Here is a 16,930-nt window from a genome sequence, read left to right on the forward strand (position 1 = left end):
GGGACGGATTTTTCATGAGCGGTACACCTCCGGCCGAGCTCTTCCAGCCGCTCGGACAAGGCGACCCGGCCACGGTCGGCGGCTACCGGCTGTCGGCCGTGCTCGGCGCCGGCGGCATGGGCAAGGTGTACCTCTCCTACACGCTGGGCGGACGGCCCGTCGCCCTCAAGGTGATCCGGCCCGAGTTCAGCGAAGACCCCGAGTTCCGGCGGCGCTTCCAGCAGGAAGTACGCGCCGCGCAGCGGGTACAGGGCCTGTACACCGCGCCCGTCATCGACTTCGACACCGAAGGCGCGCAGCCCTGGCTCGCCACCGCCTACGTACCGGGCCCCTCCCTCGCGCACGCCGTGGCCCGGCACGGCAAGCTGCCGCTGCGCAGCGTCCTGCTGCTGACCATCGGGGTCGCCGAAGCGCTGCACGTCATCCACGGCGCGGGCATCGTCCACCGCGACCTGAAGCCCGCCAACGTACTCCTGGCCTCCGACGGCCCCCGCGTGATCGACTTCGGCATCGCCCGCGCGGCCGACGCCACCTCCCTGACCGGCAGCGGCGTCAGCATCGGCACGCCCGCCTTCATGGCACCCGAGCAGGCCTCCGCCGGAACGGTCACCGCGGGCACCGACATCTTCGCCCTCGGCCAGATCATCGCCTTCGCCGCGATCGGCGCACCCGCCTACGGCGACGGGAACTCGCACGCGGTGCTCTACCGCATCGTGCACGAGGACCCCGACCTCAGCGCCCTGCCCGCGGAGCTGCATCCCCTGGTCAGCCGCTGCCTGAACCGCGACCCCGCCGGCCGGCCCACCCTGACCGAGGTCATCGGGATGTGCCACGACCTCTCCCCTACCCCGCTGCGCCAGGGCGAGGACTGGCTCCCCCAGGAGGTCGCCGGCTCCATCACCGAACGCCTGCGGCTGCCCGAACCGGCCAAGACCCCGCCGCCGCAGCCCACCGTCGCGCCCACTGCGACCGCGCTCTCCGCGCCCCCGCAGCCGGCCGCGGGCCCGACGCCGCCACCTCCGGCGCCCGCGTACGCACCGACCGGCTTCGGCGTCGCCGCCGCCCCGACGCAGGCCGCACCGGCAGCCCCGGCAGCCCCGGCGACGGCACCGGGCGCGGTACCGGCCGGCTACCAGACGCCCCCGCCCGGGTACCAGACCCCTCCCCCCGGCTACATGACCCCGCCGCCCGGCTACATGGCCCCGGGCTACCCCACGCCGCCGCCGCTCCACCAGACCGGCTACCCGCCCGCCCCGCAGCAGACCCGGCCCAAGGGACTGATCATCGCCGGGGCCATCGTGGGCGCGGTCATCGGCATCGCGGTCATCGGCTCCCTGCTGCCGGACGGCTCCTCCAAGAACGGCAAGAGCACCGCCGGCGGCAGCCGCAGCAACGGCGCGACCCCCGGCCCCACGAGCTCCGGTTCCCAGAACAAGAACCAGAAGCGGCCCGACCCCACCCCGGCCTCCTACCAGGGCATCAACATCACGGCCAACTACCAGGTCATGCTCGCCGACAACCCGCCGCGCCCGGGCACGGGCGGCAACGCCGGCGTGATGTACAACGGCGGGGACTTCTACTACTACTTCGACAGCCTGTTCGGCGAAAAGAAGGTCGGCACCAACAACGGCAAGCTGGTCGTGCTGAACAACGCCCAGAAGGGCTCGCTGGAGACCTGCCGCGCGGAAACCCGCTACACCGAGAAGGTCGGCCTCGACCAGCTCACCGACGGGTCCGAGATCTGCGTGCTCAGCGACGCGGGACACATCGCCGTGGCCACGTACCGCGGCAAGTCCGACGCGAAGGACGCGAGCAACTACATCACGGTGGACCTCACCATCTGGCGCAACGCCGAGGACCCGAAGAAGCGCTGACCCCACGGACGCGCGGCCCGTACGACCCCCGTCCGTACGGGCCGCGCGCCCGGCCCCGCCCCGCCCCGGCCCTACCCCACCACCCGCACCCCCAGCTGCGCCGCCAGCGCCGGAGCCAGCTCGAACAGCTGCGCGGGGCTGATCACCGCCCCCGCCAGGGCCTCCACCCCCCGCGCGATCCCCAGCTCGGCGGCCCCCCGCAGGTCCACCTCCGCCAGCCGCGCCCCCGTGAAATCCGCCCCCCGCACCACGCAGTCCCGGAACTCCACCCGCTCCAGCACCGCACCCCCGAAATCCGGCTCCAGCAGCACGCACCCCTCGAAGACCACGTCCCGCAGCCGCGCCGTCCGCAGATTCAGGTAGTCGACCTTGCCGCCCCGTACGAGGACCCGCTCGAGCACCGCCCCGTGCAGCTGCACCCCGCCCAGCCGGGCCTCCACCAGCTCCACGTCCCGCAGCGAAGCCCCCGACAGGTCCGTCCCCACCCCCCGGATCCCCTCCAGCACCGAATCCAGGATCCGCGCCTTCGCCAGACCCGCCTCGTCCAGCGCACACCGGCGCAGCGCGCAGTCCATGAACCGCGCCCCGGCCCCCTCCTGCCCGGCCAGGTCCAGGTCCGCGAACTCCAGCCCGTCGTAGTCCCCGTCCGGCTCCAGCCCACCGCCCTCCCACACCACCAGCTCCGGCAACCGCACCTCCGGCCGCCGCGCCGCCTTCACCCGCTCCTGCCCCCGCTGCCCGTTCCGCACCATGCGCCCATCGTGGCCCACGGCACCGACAACCACCCCTTGACCTCAACCACGCTTGATGCCGAAGGCTGACGCCATGGACACGCACACGCACACGGACACCATGAAGGCCATCCGCCTCCACACCTTCGGCCCCGCCGAAAACCTCACCTACGAAACCACCCCCCGCCCCGCCCCCGCCCCCGGCCAAGTCCGCATCAAAGTCGCCGCCGCCGGGGTCCACCTCCTCGACACCGCCCTCCGCCAAGGCATCCAGGGCCCACCCGCACCCCTCCCCCAACTCCCCACCATCCCCGGCCGCGAAGTCGCCGGCACCGTCGACGCCCTCGGCCCCGGCACCGACCCCACCTGGCTCGGCCGCCCCGTCGTCACCCACCTCGGCTTCGCCCCCGGCGGCTACGCCGAACACGCCGTCGCCGACGCCGCCCGACTGCACCCCGTACCCCACGGCCTCGACCCCGCCGAAGCCGTCGCCATGATCGGCACCGGCCGCACCACCCTCGGGATCCTCCAGTTCGCCGACCTCGGACCCGGCTCCACCGCCCTGGTCCCCGCCGCCGCCGGAGGCATCGGCACCCTGCTCGTCCAGTACGCCAAGAACGCCGGCGCCACCGTCATCGCCCTCGCCGGAGGCCCCGCCAAAACCGCCCGGGCCGCCGCCAACGGAGCCGACCTCGCCCTCGACTACACCACCCCCGGCTGGGCCGACACCATCCGCGCCCACCACCCCGAAGGCGCCACCGTCCTCTTCGACTCCGTCGGCGGCGCCACCGCCCGCACCGCCCTCGGCCTCCTCGCCCCCGGCGCCCGGCACCTCGCCTTCGGCTGGTCCGAAGCCCCCCTCGACCTCACCGAAGCCGAACGGGCCGACCTCACCGCCCGCCGCATCACCACCCGCAACGTCCTCGGACCCGCCATGCTCGAGGCCGTCGGCGCCCCCGACCCGCTGCGCGTCCTGGAAACCCGCGCCCTCGCCGAAGCCGCCGCCGGCCGCCTGCGCCCCGCCCTCCAGCGCTACCCCCTCGCCCGGGCCGCAGCCGCCCACCACGACCTCGAAACCCGCGCCACCACCGGCAAGGTCGTCCTGGAACCCTGACCCCCACGCGCCGGCCCCCAGCCGCGCCCTACACCCGTACACCGCCCCCCACACCGGCCAACCGGCCTGCCATCCACCCCCGAAACACGACATCCAGCCCCCTGGACACCCTTCCGGAACCCCCTGTACCAACTCCCCCATGACGATCAACGGCGGCATCTCCTTCTGGTACGCGACGGACACCAGCGCCCACCAACCACCCCGCGCCCCCCTCACCGCCGACGCCACGGCCGACGTCGTCATCGTCGGCGGCGGCTACACCGGCCTGTGGACCGCCTACTACCTCAAGCGCACCGCCCCCGACCTGCGCGTCACCGTCCTGGAGCAGAAGTTCTGCGGCTACGGAGCCTCCGGCCGCAACGGCGGCTGGCTCTACAACGGCATCGCCGGCCGCGACCGCTACGCCGCCCTCCACGGCCACGACGCCGCCCGCCGCCTCCAGCACGCCATGAACGACACCGTCACCGAGGTCATCAAGGTCGCCGCCCGGGAAAAGATCAACGCCGACATCCACCACGGCGGAGTACTCGAAGTCGCCCGCACCCCCGCCCAGCTCACCCGCCTCAAGGCCTTCCACACCGCCGAGCTCTCCTTCGGCGAGACCGAACGCGAGCTCTACGACGGCCCCGCCACCCGAGCCCGCATCGACATCGCCGACGCCGTCGGCTCCAGCTGGACCCCGCACGGCGCCCGCATCCACCCCCTCAAGCTCGTCCGCGGCCTCGCGGCGGCCTGCGAACGCCTCGGCGTGGTCATCCACGAATCCACCCCCGTCACGGAAATCGCCCCCCGCCGAGCCGTCACCCCCTACGGCACCGTCCGCGCCCCGTACGTCCTGCGCTGCACCGAGGGCTTCACCGCCGCCCTCAAGGGCCAGAAGCGCACCTGGCTCCCCATGAACTCCTCGATGATCGTCACGGCCCCCCTCCCACCCTCGGTCTGGGAGCACCTCAACTGGTCCGACAGCCCCCTCCTCGGCGACATGGCCCACGCCTACATGTACGCCCAGCGCACCGCCGACGACCGCATCGCGATCGGCGGCCGCGGCGTCCCGTACCGCTTCGGCTCACGCACCGACAACGACGGCCGCACCCAACCCACCACGATCGCCTCCCTCACAGCCCTCCTCACCTCCTTCTTCCCGGTCCTCACCGGCACGGAGATCACCCACGCCTGGTCGGGCGTCCTCGGCGTCCCCCGCGACTGGTGCGCCACCGTCACCCTGGACGCCGCCACGGGCCTGGGCTGGGCCGGCGGCTACGTCGGCTCGGGCGTGGCCACCGCCAACCTCGCCGCCCGCACCCTGCGCGACCTGGTCCTCGGCGACCCCACCGAGCTGACCACCCTGCCCTGGGTCCACCACCGCGTCCGCCGCTGGGAGCCCGAACCCTTCCGCTGGCTCGGCGTCCACGCCCTCTACGCCGCCTACCGCGAGGCGGACCGCCACGAAACAACCACCCACACCCCGACCACAACCCCGCTGGCCCGCCTGGCCAACCGCATCTCGGGCCGCGCCTGACCCCACGCAAAAGGGCCCCGGGCAATCGCCCGGGGCCCTCCGCTTCTGTACGAATTCCCTTGGTTGTCACACCTCTGACCTGGGATGGAGCCGCCTATCGGAATCGAACCGATGACCTGATCATTACAAGTGAACTGCTCTACCAACTGAGCTAAGGCGGCACAAGTCCACGCGCAAACACACTGCGAGCGAAGCCGCCATCACTCTACACAGCGGCCGATTGCCGAAGCCATCACGTAAGAGCCGAACCCGTAACCACCCACGCATACGTTCGTTGAACGGACTGGTGTGCCGTTCCGAAGATCAGATCGTGGGAGGGGGCGACGATGGCGGACCGCGTCACGGGGGAGGAAGCCCAGCGCATCAAGCGCGAACAACTCGGGGTGGGCGACCGGACCAAACACCACGGCCGGAAGGCCACACCGCTCCGCGGCCTGTCCAGGGAGCCGGGTACGCACCAGCGGGTCTACCGCTTTCGCTTCTATCCGACCCCCGACCAGGCAGCCCAGCTCACCCAGACCTTCGGAGCCTGCCGCTGGGTCTACAACGAGGGCCTCGCCCTCCGCATGAAGGCCTGGGAGGAGCACCAGGTGTCTTTGGGCTTCGCCGAGACCTGCCGCGCCCTGACCGGCTGGAAGCGAATACCGGAGACCGCGTGGCTGAAGGAGACGTCCTCGACGGTGCTCCAGCAGTCGCTGCGGCACCTCGACGCGGCGTTCTCGCGGTTCTTCAAGGGCTCGGCGAAGTACCCGCAGCGGAAGTCGAAGCACCGGTCGCGGGATTCGGCTACGTACGTACGGACGGGTTTCCGGTGGCTGGAGGATCCGGAGCGTCCGGGGACGGCCTCGGTCACGCTCGCCAAGCAGGCGACACCGCTGGATGTCCGCTGGTCGCGTGCGCTCCCGCCGGGGCAGTTGCCGGTGAAGCGGAAGGGGTCGAAGAACCGGGGGAAGGTGCGGGAGCGGATCGCCCGCCTGTACGCCGCGATCGGTGATGTCCGTCGTGATCTGCTGGATCAGTTCACCACCCGCCTCGTGCGCGAGAACCAAGTGCTCGTGGTGGAGGACCTCCCGATCGCCAATCTTCTGCGTGCGGCGTCGGGCAAGGGGAGGCGGCGCAAGGCCGCGCTGAACCGGTCGATAGTCGACGCCGCTTGGGGTGAGTTGCTGCGTCAGCTCCGGTACAAGTGCGCGTGGTACGGGCGGACGCTGGTGGTCGTGGACCGGTTCTTCCCGTCGACCCGGCGCTGTTCCGCGTGCCATGCGAAGGGTCCGAAGCTCGACGTGTCGGTCCGGGAGTGGACCTGCGCGGAGTGCGGGGCCGCCCACGACCGGGATACGAACGCGGCGGTGAACCTGCGGGATGAGGGGATGCGCCTGTACTGGCTGGTGGCCACGGGCCTGCCGCCCGGCCGGGTGCCGCCTGCGGTGATCAGGGCGTCGGAGGTGGTGGATCTCGTACCGGCCGCCTAGTCGGGGTGTAGTACGGACCGACGGGCCGTCGGCCGCAATGCCTGTGGAGCCTGCGTAAGACCGACCAGGCGCGACCCCCAGGGTCACGCCGGGCCGGCAACGGGCGTCGAAGCAGGAAGCACCGCCCGCGAGAGCGGTGAAGCTCAGCAGAGCCGAGGCCAAAAGTGCGGCGCTCTGGCTACTCCAGGTCAAAAGTCAAGCGCTCTGCTTCGAGCCCTCACTCCCCCGTCGGCCAGCCCATCCCCGCCACCGCCTTCGCCGCCGCTGCCGGGTCCGCGGCCGGGTTCAGGGTCGTGGCGACCGTCGCCGTCAGGGGGCGCAGGTCCCAGACCCACCGGATCGCGTCGAGGTCGAGGGGGCGCTCGTAGTAGTCCTCGGCCCAGGCCGCGTAGGCCTCCGGGGTGCCGGCGGCCAGGACGTCGAAGAGGTGGGCCGTGCCGTCGGCCCCGTGCTCGGGGGGTTCCACCGGGCCCGCCCGCCAGGCGGTGTCGGTGGTTTCGCGCCAGAACACCACGGTGGCCACCTGTACTTCGTCGTCGCAGAAGGCCGGCTCCGCGAGCAGCGGCCGGAACACCTCCGGCAGGGTGTCCACGAGGCCGGGCCACAGGGCCATGTCGTCGTTGGTGTAGGGGCTCATCCAGGACTCGTGGTCGAAGCCGCGGCCGAAGACCCCGTCGGATGTGAAGAGGATCGTGTACTCGTCGCCCGAGCCGTTGTTCATGAGCGCGGCCTCGACGCCCGGGCCCCACGTGGGGTCGTAGTCGAAGTAGGGGCCGCACTGGGCGCCCATCAGTGCTTCCAGGGCCGCCAGCGCCCGGCAGCGGTCGCGCAGGACCGGGACGTCGGGGAGGACGCGGATCAGTTCGTGGACGTCGCGGGGGCGCGGTGTGGCGTTCATGGGCGTCATCCAAGCAGCCGGGTCCGACAGATCGCACAGAGTCGGAAGTCACGTCGGGGTGGGTGCTGACAGGAGGGGGTTCGGCGGGTAGCGTCGGGCGAAGTCCGGATTAATGGACTAGACCTTCCACTCGGATCGTCCGGCACGTTCCTGCCGGTAGAAGGGATTCACCACCATGGCTTCTGTCACTTTCGACAAGGCGACCCGTCTGTACCCCGGCGGCGACAAGCCCGCCGTCGACCAGCTGGAGCTGGAGATCGAGGACGGCGAGTTCCTCGTCCTCGTCGGCCCCTCCGGCTGCGGCAAGTCCACCTCCCTGCGCATGCTCGCGGGCCTGGAGGACGTCAACGGCGGTGCCATCCGCATCGGTGACCGCGACGTCACGCACCTGCCGCCCAAGGACCGGGACATCGCGATGGTGTTCCAGAACTACGCGCTGTACCCGCACATGAGCGTCGCCGACAACATGGGCTTCGCGCTCAAGATCGCCGGTGAAGACAAGGCCACCATCCGCCGCAAGGTGGAGGAGGCGGCCAAGATGCTCGACCTGACCCAGTACCTCGACCGCAAGCCCAAGGCGCTCTCCGGCGGCCAGCGCCAGCGCGTCGCCATGGGCCGGGCCATCGTGCGCAAGCCGCAGGTCTTCCTCATGGACGAGCCGCTGTCGAACCTCGACGCCAAGCTCCGCGTGTCCACCCGCACCCAGATCGCGGCGCTCCAGCGCGATCTCGGCATCACCACCGTCTACGTCACGCACGACCAGGTCGAGGCGATGACGATGGGCGACCGCGTGGCGGTGCTCAAGGACGGTCTGCTCCAGCAGGTCGACACCCCGCGCAACATGTACGACCGGCCGGCGAACCTGTTCGTCGCCGGGTTCATCGGCTCGCCCGCGATGAACCTCGTCGAGGTTCCGATCGCCGACGGTGGTGTGAAGTTCGGCGAGAGCGTGGTCCCGGTCTCGCGCGAGGCGCTGTCCGTCGCCGCCGACGCGGGCGACAAGACGGTCACGGTCGGCGTGCGTCCGGAGCACTTCGACATCGGTGACACCGGCGGCCTGACGATCACCGTGAACGTGGTCGAGGAGCTGGGCGCGGACGGCTACGTCTACGGCAGCCACGACGGCCAGGACATCGTGGTCCGTGTGAACGGCCGCCAGGTGCCCGAGAAGGGTTCCTCCCTGCACGTGGTGCCGCGTGCCGACGAGATCCACGTGTTCTCGACGTCCTCGGGTGCCCGCCTCTCCAAGTAGCCGGTGGGGCAGGGGCGTCCACCAAGGGGCGCCCCTGTTCCGGCAGTTGCCGGCCGTGCCGCGCGAACCCCGTCAGACCGGGCCATTCGGCCGCACTCGTCAACCCTTAAATCGAAAAGCCACGTCGAACCATCCCCCGACCGGGTGACTGAATGTCGCCAAATCTTCACCGAGCGCTACTCTCGCCCTCGTGACCCACACTGCCCGCCGTATCGGCCGTTCCCTCGCCCTGGTCCTGCCCGTCGTCCTGGTCCTGTCCGGGACCCTCGCGGTCACGATGGTCCCCTGGGCGGATCACTCCTCCCAGATCCTGACTGCCTCCGCCGAGGACGTCTCCGTCCCCAAGAAGCCGGTCGCCGCCCAGGACGTGCTGCGCGACAAGCTCCTCGGTGAGCTCCAGCAGGGCGAGCAGCCGGGCATCGTCCTCACACACCTCCAGCAGGAGGTGAACCAGCGGCCGTCGCTGGCCGAGCACTGCGTGAGCATCGCGCGGGCGCTGGGCCGGGCCGCGGTGGAGGCGTACGGGCCGACGAGGGCCCAGTCCTACGCGCGCCCGGTGTGCGACACCTCGTACGCGTCCGGTGTCGCCTCGATGGGCTGACGGCCCGCCGCGCCTGCCCCGGCCCGGGCAGGGGTCGTCCCTACGCTGGCGGCCATGACCGAGATTCCCCCCGTACCGCCCCAATCCACCGATCACGCGGCCGCGTTCCCGGCCTCGCCCACCCAGGCAGTCGTCCTGGCGGGTGGCCAGGGTTCGCGGCTGCGGCCGTACACGGACGACCGGCCGAAGCCGATGGTGGAGATCCCGGGTACCGGACTGCCCATCATCGGGCACCAGTTGGCGTGGCTGGCGGCGGAGGGGGTCACCGATGCCGTCGTCTCCTGCGGGCATCTCGCGGAGGTGCTCCAGGAGTGGCTGGCGCGGGCCGTGCTGCCGCTGCGGGTGACGACGGTGGTGGAGGAGGAGCCGCTGGGGCGCGGGGGCGGGCTGAAGTTCGCCGCCCGGCGGCTGCCGCATCCGGACCGGCCCTGGTACGCGACCAACGGCGATGTGTGGACGCGTTTCCCGCTGCGTGAGATGGCGGCCTTCCATGCCGAGCGGGAGGCGACGGCGACGCTGGCGCTGGCGCGGCCGCGGATCCCGTGGGGGGTGGTGGAGACCAATGAGTTCGGGCAGGTCCTGGACTTCATCGAGGCTCCGCCGTCGCCTTATCCGATCAACGCCGGCGTGTACGTCTTCGCTCCCGAATTCGCGGCGCTGCTCCCGGACTTGGGGGACCACGAGCGGACGACGTTCCCGCATCTGGCGCGCGAGCGGCGGCTGGCGGGCTTTGCGCTGCCGCAGGGGGCCTACTGGCGGGCGATCGACACGGCCAAGGACCTCACCGAGGCGGCACGGGAGTTGGCGGCGCAGGGGGCCGCCTGAGCCCTTTCCGTGTTGCTACGACGAGTGCTACGTCGAGTTGCTGCGCCGCGTTGCTACGTCGCCCCGTGCCCCGGCATGCCGGAAGGGCCCGGCGCGCGGGGAGCGCGCCGGGCCCTTCTCGCCGGTTCTCGGCGGGTCAGCCCAGGAGGCCTCCGACGAGGCCGGGCTTCTTGGTGGTGGTGTCCCCGGCGGAGCCGGTGCGGCTTCCCGAGGTGGAGGTGGGCGCCTGCTGCGGGCTGGACTGCTTCGTGGTGCTGCCGCGCGGGGTCTGGCTGCTGCCGGAGCCCTTGGTGGCGCTGGGGGCTCCGGAGCCGGTCCCGGCGCTCTCCCGGGCCGGGGCGCTGCTGCTGGTGCGGGGCTTGGTGGCGGACTCGGAGGGTGCGGCCGAGGGTGCGGCCTGCTTCGAGGGCTGCTGCCGGGCCGGTCCGGGCTGCTGGGCGGGGGCCTGCGGGAGCGGGCTGCCGGGCAGGTAGTTGCTGGGGGCCTCGCCGGGGCCGGGGACGGTGACGACGGTGTTGGAGCGGACGGCCCCGCCGAGGACGGAGCCGATGAGGAGGGTGAGCCCGCATACGACGGTGGCCATGACGGCCCCGCGCCGCAGGACGCGCCGGCGCAGCCGCCAGACCTCGGAGCGGGGGCCGAGGGTGCGCCAGGCCTCGCCGGCGAGCCGCCCGTCGAGGGAGTACACGGGCGCGCCGGCGATGATCAGCGGGCTCCAGGCGGCCAGGTAGATGATGTCGGGCGCGTCGTAGGCGGGGACGGTCTTCCAGCTCACCGTCATCAGCAGGGCGGCGGAGAGCAGGGCTCCGATGCAGGCGGCGAAGCGCTGCCACAGCCCGAAGACCGTCAGGACGCCCACGATCACCTGGAGGAAGGCCACGCTGAGCCCGGCTCCGACGGGGTGCGCCAGCGCGAAGTCGCGGAGGGGTTCCGCGAGGGCCCAGGGGTGCAGGGTCTGGAGCCAGGTGACCATGGAGCCGCGTTCGCCGCCGTCGAAGTAGACGGGGTCGCACAGCTTGCCCATGCCGGCGTAGATGGAGATGAAGCCGAGGAAGACGCGCAGCGGGAGCAGCACGACGCCGAGGTTCATCCGGCGGCCGGGGTAGTAGGAGGCCTGGCCGCGGGTGTCGGCGGCGGGGCGGCGGGCGTCGGGGTCGGGGCCGGCGTCGGGGCCGGTGTACGGCCCGTCGTGGCTCTCGTACGGCTCGTACGGCTCGTACGGTTCGTACGGCCGGCGCGGCAGGTCGCGTACGGCGGCCAGCGGGCGGGTCTCGTCCGGGTCTCCGTAGGTGCGCTGCTGGCCGATGACGGTGGGGGTGGCGAGGGTGTCCTCGGCGAGGTCGTGCGCCAGGTCCACGCGGGGGATGGTCTGGGTGGCGGCTCCGCCGTCGTAGTCGTCGTGGCCGCGGCCGGCCTCCCGTGCGGCCTGGAGGAGTCCTCCCATGGCCGCGGCGTCGCCGGGGGCGGACTTGCCGCTCCAGACGACGGGGGCGCGGCGGCGGGTGGCTCCTGCGAGGGCGACCGCTCCGGCGCCGACGAGGGGCGCGCGGCCGGGGGCGTTCGCGGGCTTGGAACGCGCGCTCGGGCTCGGTGCGAGCCGCACGCGGAAGCTGGCGTGGTTGACGATGACCTGTGCGGGGTCGCACGGCACCTTGACCATGCTCAGCGCGGGCTGGTCGTCGAACCCTGACGTTCTGGTGTCCACACTCATCTAACCGAGTGATGAGTGTTTAGGACACTGCCTTGACAGCAGGGATCTGTCCGAGACCCGTCAAGATCAAGTCGCCCCGCCCGGAAGGGGCGGGGCGACACGCTCACGGGTCATGTTCCGTGGGCCAAGTGGATCAAGCGCGGGCGGCTGGACGGCCCGTGGCCGTCAGGCGCGGCCCCGCTCGTCACGCTTGCGGGCGGCCTCGTAGAGGACGACGCCCGCGGCGACACCGGCGTTGAGGGACTCGGCGCCGCCCGGCATCGGGATGCGGACGAGGTAGTCGCAGTTCTCGCCGACGAGGCGGCCGAGGCCCTTGCCCTCGGAGCCGACGACGATGACGACCGGGCCGGCGAGCGCGTCCAGGTCGCGGACGGTGTGCGTGCCCTCGGCGGCGAGGCCGACGACGGCGATGCCGGCCTTCTTGTACTCCTGGAGGGCGCGGGTCAGGTTGGTGACGCGGGAGACCGGGGTGCGGGCGGCGGTGCCGGCCGAGCTCTTCCAGGCACCGGCGGTCATGCCGGCGGCGCGGCGCTCGGGGATGACCACGCCGTGGCCGCCGAAGGCGGAGACGGAGCGGACGATCGCGCCGAGGTTGCGCGGGTCGGTGACGCCGTCGAGGGCGACGATCAGCGGGTCCTCGCCGTTGTCGTACGCGGCGGCGGTGAGGTCCTCCGGGTGCGCGTACTCGTAGGGCGGGACCTGGAGGACCAGGCCCTGGTGGTTGAGCCCGTTGGTCATCCGGTCAAGCTCGGGGCGCGGGGCTTCCATCAGGTTGATGTTGCCGCGCTCGGCGGCGAGCTGGAGGGCTTCGCGGACGCGCTCGTCGTTGTCGATGAACTGCTGGACGTAGAGGGTGGTGGCGGGGACGCCGTCGCGCAGCGCCTCGAAGACCGGGTTGCGGCCGACGACCATCTCGCTGGTGCCCTTGGGGCCGCCGCGGCGGGGGGCGGGGCGGCGCTTGGCGGCCTGGCGGGCGATGGCGTTGCTGATGCGGTTCGCCTTGTGCTTCTTGCGGTCCTCGGCCTTGGGGGTGGGGCCCTTGCCCTCCAGGCCCTTGCGCCGCTGGCCACCGCTGCCGACCGTGGCGCCCTTCTTGTTGGACGTGCGGCGGTTCCTGCGCTGGCTGTTCCCGGCCATGACCTCTACCTGTTTTCGTTGGTGCTGCGATATGTACGTATGAAGAGTGTGCCGCCCGGAGCGCCGGGCGGCACAACATGGCAGCTCAGCGGGGGCCGAGCGTCCACCGCGGGCCGGTCGGGCTGTCCTCGATGACCAGGCCGGACTGCTGGAGCTGGTCGCGGATGGCGTCGGCCGTCGCCCAGTCCTTGCGGGCCCGGGCGGACTCGCGCTGCTCCAGGACCAGGCGTACGAGGGTGTCGACGGCCCCGTGCAGGTCCTCGCCGCGGTCGGCCTCGCCGGCCCAGTGCGGGTCGAGCGGGTCCAGGCCGAGGACGGCCAGCATGGCCCGTACCTCCGACAGGCGGGCGATGGCCGCGTCCTTGTCGTCGGCGGCCAGCGCGCTGTTGCCCTGGCGGACGGTGGTGTGGACGATGGCGAGCGCCTGCGGGACGCCCAGGTCGTCGTCCATCGCCTCGGCGAAGGCCGGCGGGACCTCGGCGGCGGCCTCGACGGGCCCCCCCGCCTTCTCGATGACGCGCTGGTAGAAGCCCTCGATGCGCGCGAAGGCGGACTCCGCCTCGCGCAGTGCCTCCTCGCTGTACTCGATCATCGACCGGTAGTGCGGGGTGCCGAGGTAGTAGCGCAGCACGATCGGGCGCCACTGCTTGACCATCTCGGAGACGAGCACCGAGTTGCCGAGCGACTTCGACATCTTCTCGCCCGACATGGTGACCCAGGCGTTGTGGACCCAGTAGTTCGCGAACGCGTCGCCGAAGGCCTTGGCCTGGGCGATCTCGTTCTCGTGGTGCGGGAAGATCAGGTCCAGGCCGCCGCCGTGGATGTCGAAGGCCTCGCCGAGGTACTTGTGTGCCATGGCGGAGCATTCGAGGTGCCAGCCGGGACGGCCGCGGCCCCAGGGGGTCTCCCAGGAGGGCTCGCCGGGCTTGACGGACTTCCACATGGCGAAGTCGCGGGCGTCGCGCTTGCCGGTCTCGCCGGTGGACTCCGGCTGGCGGATGTTGTCGAGCTCCTGGCGGGAGAGCGAGAGGTAGCCGGGGTACGACTTCACGTCGAAGTAGACGTTGCCCTCGGACTCGTAGGCGTGGCCGCGCTCGATGAGCCCGCGCATCATCTCGACCATCTCGGTGACGTGTCCGGTCGCGCGGGGCTCGTAGGTGGGCGGCAGGCAGCCGAGGGCCTGGTAGCCGTCGTTGAAGGCGCGCTCGTTCTCGTAGCCGATGGACCACCAGGGACGGCGCTGCTCGGCCGACTTCGCGATGATCTTGTCGTCGATGTCCGTGACGTTGCGGATGAAGGTCACGTCGTAGCCGCGGTACGCGAACCAGCGGCGCATCATGTCGAAGTTGAGGCCGGAGCGGATGTGCCCGATGTGCGGAGCGGCCTGCACGGTCGCGCCACAGAGGTAGATCGAGACGCAGCCCTGGACGAGGGGGATGAAGTCGCGGATCTGCCGGGCGCTGGTGTCGTACAGGCGAATAGTCACGGCATCCAGGGTAGTGCGCCTGTGGCAGTGCCCCGCGACCGTTTGAGGCCGCGGGGACGCTTTGCTGCCGAAGAGGTGACATCCGTAACGACCGCCTGGCAGTCGTACGTCGCGATCAGCCCCGGTTCGTCCGGTAGACGAGGGCGGTGGCGATGGCGGCGAGCCCTTCGGCGCGGCCGGTGAGGCCGAGGCCGTCGGTGGTGGTGCCCGAGACGGAGACGGGGGCGCCCGCCGCCGCCGCGAGCGCCTTCTGCGCTTCGTCGCGCCGCTTGCCGATCTTCGGGCGTACGCCGATCACCTGGATCGCGATGTTGCCGATCTCGAAGCCCTCGGCGCGGACGATGCGGGCGGCTTCCGCCAGGAGGGTGACCCCGGCGGCGCCGGACCACTCGGGGCGGGAGGTGCCGAAGTGCGCGCCGAGGTCGCCGACGCCGGCGGCGGAGAAGAGGGCGTCGCAGGCGGCGTGGGCCGCGACGTCGCCGTCGGAGTGACCGGCGAGGCCGTCCTCCCCTTCCCACAGCAGGCCGGCGCACCACAGCTCGCGGCCGGTCTCGAAGGCGTGCACGTCGGTGCCGATCCCGACGAGCGGGATCAGCGGGGGCTGGAGCGGGGGCTGGAGCCGGGGCTCAGTAGACATCGGTGGCCCTCCTGCGGGCGAGTACGGCCTCGGCGAGGACCAGGTCGAGCGGGCGGGTGACCTTGAAGGCCTCCTCGTGGCCGGGGACGACCACGACGGTGACCCCGGTGCGCTCCACCATGCCGGCGTCGTCGGTGGCGCCCTCGCCGCTGACGGCGATGGCCTCGTGCGCGCGCAGCAGGGTGGCGAGGTCGAAGCCCTGCGGGGTCTGCACGGCGCGCAGCCGGGCCCGCTCGGGCGTGGCGACGACCGGCTCGGGCGCGCCGGGCTCGCCGGGCTCGACCTCCTTGACGGTGTCGGCCAGGGGCAGTGCGGGGACCACGGCGGGGGCGCCGTCGCGGACGGCCTCGATGACGGAGTCCACGGTGTCGACGGGCACCAGCGGGCGGGCCGCGTCGTGGATCAGTACGGAGGTGATGTCGGCCGGGAGCGCGTCCAGGCCGGCGCGCACGGACTCCTGGCGGGTGTCGCCGCCGGGGACGACCAGGATCTCGGTGCGGTCGGGCAGGGCGTGCTCGTCCAGGAGGTGGCGTACCTCGGCGGCCTCGCCGGGCGGGGCGACGACCACGACGAGGGCGACCGCGCGGGAGCGGGCCATGGCGCGGACGGCGTGGATCAGCATCGGGGTCCCGCCGAGGGCCCGCAGGGCCTTGGGGGCGCCGGGGCCGAGGCGTACCCCGCGGCCGGCGGCCGGGATCACCGCGGCGGTGCGGTGGGGGCGGGATTCGTCAGACATCAGTAGCTCCGAGCCAGGTTTGTGACTTCGGCCGACATGGGTATGGCCTGAAGGGTGCCGGGTGCGACGCCCTCGCCCCTTCCGTGACGACCGGTCGAGCCGGCTGCCCGGACCCGGCACGCCAGGTGAGGCCGAGCGTGGGTAGAGCGTAGGACTGTGTACGGGGGCTGCGCGGATGCAGGTCCCGGTGAAGGGTCCCGGGTGCGGGGTGCCGGGGTGCATGGTGCCGGGTGCAGACATGCCGCAGCGCCCGGCAACAGCCCTCTCGTGAGAGAGGGTCAGTCATCGGGCACCGCGGCACACTGTGGTCGGTTCGAGCGTCAGGACGCGAGAACCTCGTCGAGGAGGGCCTCAGCCTTGTCCTCGTTGGTGTTTTCGGCGAGCGCGAGCTCGCTCACCAGAATCTGGCGCGCCTTCGCGAGCATGCGCTTCTCACCGGCGGAGAGACCGCGCTCACGCTCACGACGCCACAGGTCACGCACGACTTCGGCGACCTTGATGACATCGCCAGAAGCGAGCTTCTCCAGATTTGCCTTGTAGCGCCGGGACCAGTTCGTCGGCTCTTCTGCATACGGTGCGCGGAGCACCTCGAAGACCCGGTCCAGCCCGTCCTGGCCGACTACGTCGCGAACGCCGACGAACTCCGCATTGTCCGCAGGCACACGAACCGTCAGGTCGCCCTGAGCGACCTTGAGCACCAAGTAGGTCTTGTCCACGCCTTTGATCTGACGAGTCTCAATGGCCTCGATCAGCGCGGCCCCGTGATGGGGATAGACCACGGTGTCGCCAACCTTGAACGTCATGTGACAGGTACCCCTTCCGTGGCTATCCAGGGTAACACGAGAACTGACTGTTATGAATGGCGTTTTCGCAGGTCAGGGCACATCTCGGGGCTTGACAACAGCGACACGAACGTGCTGCGAAAGGCTTCCGGAAG

The 16,930-nt window shown here is 71.8% G+C and carries 15 protein-coding genes and 1 tRNA gene; 7 read left to right on the plus strand and 9 right to left on the minus strand.

Annotation, left to right across the window (positions count from 1 at the left end):
• Window positions 1-14: 14 nt before the first annotated feature.
• The gene (locus tag OOK34_RS10300) at window positions 15-1,874 is read left to right on the plus strand and encodes a serine/threonine-protein kinase (RefSeq protein ID WP_267033563.1); all 1,860 of its coding nucleotides are present in this window, start codon (window positions 15-17) and stop codon (window positions 1,872-1,874) included.
• Between the two features lie 71 nt (window positions 1,875-1,945).
• Here the strand turns inward: OOK34_RS10300 and OOK34_RS10305 are convergent, their stop codons facing one another.
• Window positions 1,946-2,626, minus strand: coding sequence for a pentapeptide repeat-containing protein (locus OOK34_RS10305; protein WP_267033564.1), 681 nt, complete (start codon window positions 2,624-2,626; stop codon window positions 1,946-1,948).
• A gap of 100 nt (window positions 2,627-2,726) precedes the next feature.
• Here OOK34_RS10305 and OOK34_RS10310 point away from each other — a divergent pair, with 100 nt between their 5' ends.
• The gene (locus OOK34_RS10310) at window positions 2,727-3,719 is read left to right on the plus strand and encodes a zinc-binding dehydrogenase (protein ID WP_267036692.1); all 993 of its coding nucleotides are present in this window, start codon (window positions 2,727-2,729) and stop codon (window positions 3,717-3,719) included.
• Between the two features lie 139 nt (window positions 3,720-3,858).
• Window positions 3,859-5,238 (plus strand): FAD-binding oxidoreductase, encoded by a 1,380-nt coding sequence (locus tag OOK34_RS10315; RefSeq protein ID WP_267033565.1) that lies wholly within the window; start codon window positions 3,859-3,861, stop codon window positions 5,236-5,238.
• A gap of 85 nt (window positions 5,239-5,323) precedes the next feature.
• On the opposite strand, the gene OOK34_RS10320 is transcribed toward OOK34_RS10315, so the two are convergent.
• Window positions 5,324-5,399: transfer RNA gene (locus OOK34_RS10320), tRNA-Thr, on the minus strand.
• A gap of 165 nt (window positions 5,400-5,564) precedes the next feature.
• Between OOK34_RS10320 and OOK34_RS10325 the strand changes: the two genes are divergently transcribed.
• A complete protein-coding gene (locus OOK34_RS10325; protein ID WP_267033566.1) occupies window positions 5,565-6,710 on the plus strand; it encodes an RNA-guided endonuclease TnpB family protein in 1,146 nt (381 codons plus the stop codon).
• A gap of 217 nt (window positions 6,711-6,927) precedes the next feature.
• Here OOK34_RS10325 and OOK34_RS10330 read toward each other — a convergent pair whose 3' ends face one another.
• Complete coding sequence (locus OOK34_RS10330) at window positions 6,928-7,608, minus strand: hypothetical protein (protein WP_267033567.1); 681 nt, start codon at window positions 7,606-7,608, stop codon at window positions 6,928-6,930.
• 175 nt (window positions 7,609-7,783) lie between these two features.
• On the opposite strand from OOK34_RS10330, the gene OOK34_RS10335 reads away from it, so the two are divergent.
• The 3 genes from OOK34_RS10335 to OOK34_RS10345 all read left to right on the plus strand — a co-directional run bounded on the left by OOK34_RS10335 (window position 7,784) and on the right by OOK34_RS10345 (window position 10,286).
• The gene (locus OOK34_RS10335; protein ID WP_267033568.1) at window positions 7,784-8,860 is read left to right on the plus strand and encodes an ABC transporter ATP-binding protein; all 1,077 of its coding nucleotides are present in this window, start codon (window positions 7,784-7,786) and stop codon (window positions 8,858-8,860) included.
• Between the two features lie 190 nt (window positions 8,861-9,050).
• On the plus strand, window positions 9,051-9,461 hold the full coding sequence (locus OOK34_RS10340) for a hypothetical protein (protein WP_267033569.1): 411 nt from the start codon (window positions 9,051-9,053) through the stop codon (window positions 9,459-9,461).
• Between the two features lie 54 nt (window positions 9,462-9,515).
• A complete protein-coding gene (locus OOK34_RS10345; RefSeq protein ID WP_267033570.1) occupies window positions 9,516-10,286 on the plus strand; it encodes a nucleotidyltransferase family protein in 771 nt (256 codons plus the stop codon).
• 136 nt (window positions 10,287-10,422) lie between these two features.
• Here the strand turns inward: OOK34_RS10345 and OOK34_RS10350 are convergent, their stop codons facing one another.
• From OOK34_RS10350 to OOK34_RS10375, 6 genes are all read right to left on the minus strand, one after another.
• The gene (locus tag OOK34_RS10350) at window positions 10,423-11,997 is read right to left on the minus strand and encodes a DoxX family membrane protein (protein ID WP_267033571.1); all 1,575 of its coding nucleotides are present in this window, start codon (window positions 11,995-11,997) and stop codon (window positions 10,423-10,425) included.
• Window positions 11,998-12,162: 165 nt separating this feature from the next.
• Window positions 12,163-13,134, minus strand: coding sequence for a 23S rRNA (guanosine(2251)-2'-O)-methyltransferase RlmB (gene rlmB / locus OOK34_RS10355; protein WP_267033572.1), 972 nt, complete (start codon window positions 13,132-13,134; stop codon window positions 12,163-12,165).
• Window positions 13,135-13,219: 85 nt separating this feature from the next.
• The gene (gene cysS / locus OOK34_RS10360; RefSeq protein WP_267033573.1) at window positions 13,220-14,620 is read right to left on the minus strand and encodes a cysteine--tRNA ligase; all 1,401 of its coding nucleotides are present in this window, start codon (window positions 14,618-14,620) and stop codon (window positions 13,220-13,222) included.
• Window positions 14,621-14,735: 115 nt separating this feature from the next.
• Complete coding sequence (gene ispF / locus OOK34_RS10365; protein WP_267033574.1) at window positions 14,736-15,257, minus strand: 2-C-methyl-D-erythritol 2,4-cyclodiphosphate synthase; 522 nt, start codon at window positions 15,255-15,257, stop codon at window positions 14,736-14,738.
• Window positions 15,247-15,993, minus strand: a complete 747-nt coding sequence (gene ispD / locus OOK34_RS10370; protein ID WP_267033575.1) for a 2-C-methyl-D-erythritol 4-phosphate cytidylyltransferase — start codon at window positions 15,991-15,993, stop codon at window positions 15,247-15,249. Before ispD ends, ispF begins: the two co-directional genes overlap by 11 nt.
• A 320-nt stretch (window positions 15,994-16,313) precedes the next feature.
• Entirely contained in the window at window positions 16,314-16,796 is a 483-nt protein-coding gene (locus OOK34_RS10375) for a CarD family transcriptional regulator (protein WP_003953493.1), read from the minus strand.
• Window positions 16,797-16,930: the final 134 nt, after the last annotated feature.

Origin of the sequence: Streptomyces sp. NBC_00091 (assembly GCF_026343185.1) — a bacterium.
Lineage (GTDB): Bacteria > Actinomycetota > Actinomycetes > Streptomycetales > Streptomycetaceae > Streptomyces.

Bases quoted from the DNA above. Each gene is read 5' to 3' on its own strand.
- OOK34_RS10300 (WP_267033563.1), top strand. From the start codon at position 15: ATGAGCGGTACACCTCCGGCCGAGCTCTTCCAGCCGCTCGGACAAGGC.
- OOK34_RS10305 (WP_267033564.1), bottom strand. From the start codon at position 2,626: ATGGTGCGGAACGGGCAGCGGGGGCAGGAGCGGGTGAAGGCGGCGCGG.
- OOK34_RS10310 (WP_267036692.1), top strand. From the start codon at position 2,727: ATGAAGGCCATCCGCCTCCACACCTTCGGCCCCGCCGAAAACCTCACC.
- OOK34_RS10315 (WP_267033565.1), top strand. From the start codon at position 3,859: ATGACGATCAACGGCGGCATCTCCTTCTGGTACGCGACGGACACCAGC.
- OOK34_RS10325 (WP_267033566.1), top strand. From the start codon at position 5,565: ATGGCGGACCGCGTCACGGGGGAGGAAGCCCAGCGCATCAAGCGCGAA.
- OOK34_RS10330 (WP_267033567.1), bottom strand. From the start codon at position 7,608: ATGAACGCCACACCGCGCCCCCGCGACGTCCACGAACTGATCCGCGTC.
- OOK34_RS10335 (WP_267033568.1), top strand. From the start codon at position 7,784: ATGGCTTCTGTCACTTTCGACAAGGCGACCCGTCTGTACCCCGGCGGC.
- OOK34_RS10345 (WP_267033570.1), top strand. From the start codon at position 9,516: ATGACCGAGATTCCCCCCGTACCGCCCCAATCCACCGATCACGCGGCC.
- OOK34_RS10350 (WP_267033571.1), bottom strand. From the start codon at position 11,997: ATGAGTGTGGACACCAGAACGTCAGGGTTCGACGACCAGCCCGCGCTG.
- rlmB (WP_267033572.1), bottom strand. From the start codon at position 13,134: ATGGCCGGGAACAGCCAGCGCAGGAACCGCCGCACGTCCAACAAGAAG.
- ispF (WP_267033574.1), bottom strand. From the start codon at position 15,257: ATGTCTACTGAGCCCCGGCTCCAGCCCCCGCTCCAGCCCCCGCTGATC.
- ispD (WP_267033575.1), bottom strand. From the start codon at position 15,993: ATGTCTGACGAATCCCGCCCCCACCGCACCGCCGCGGTGATCCCGGCC.
- OOK34_RS10375 (WP_003953493.1), bottom strand. From the start codon at position 16,796: ATGACGTTCAAGGTTGGCGACACCGTGGTCTATCCCCATCACGGGGCC.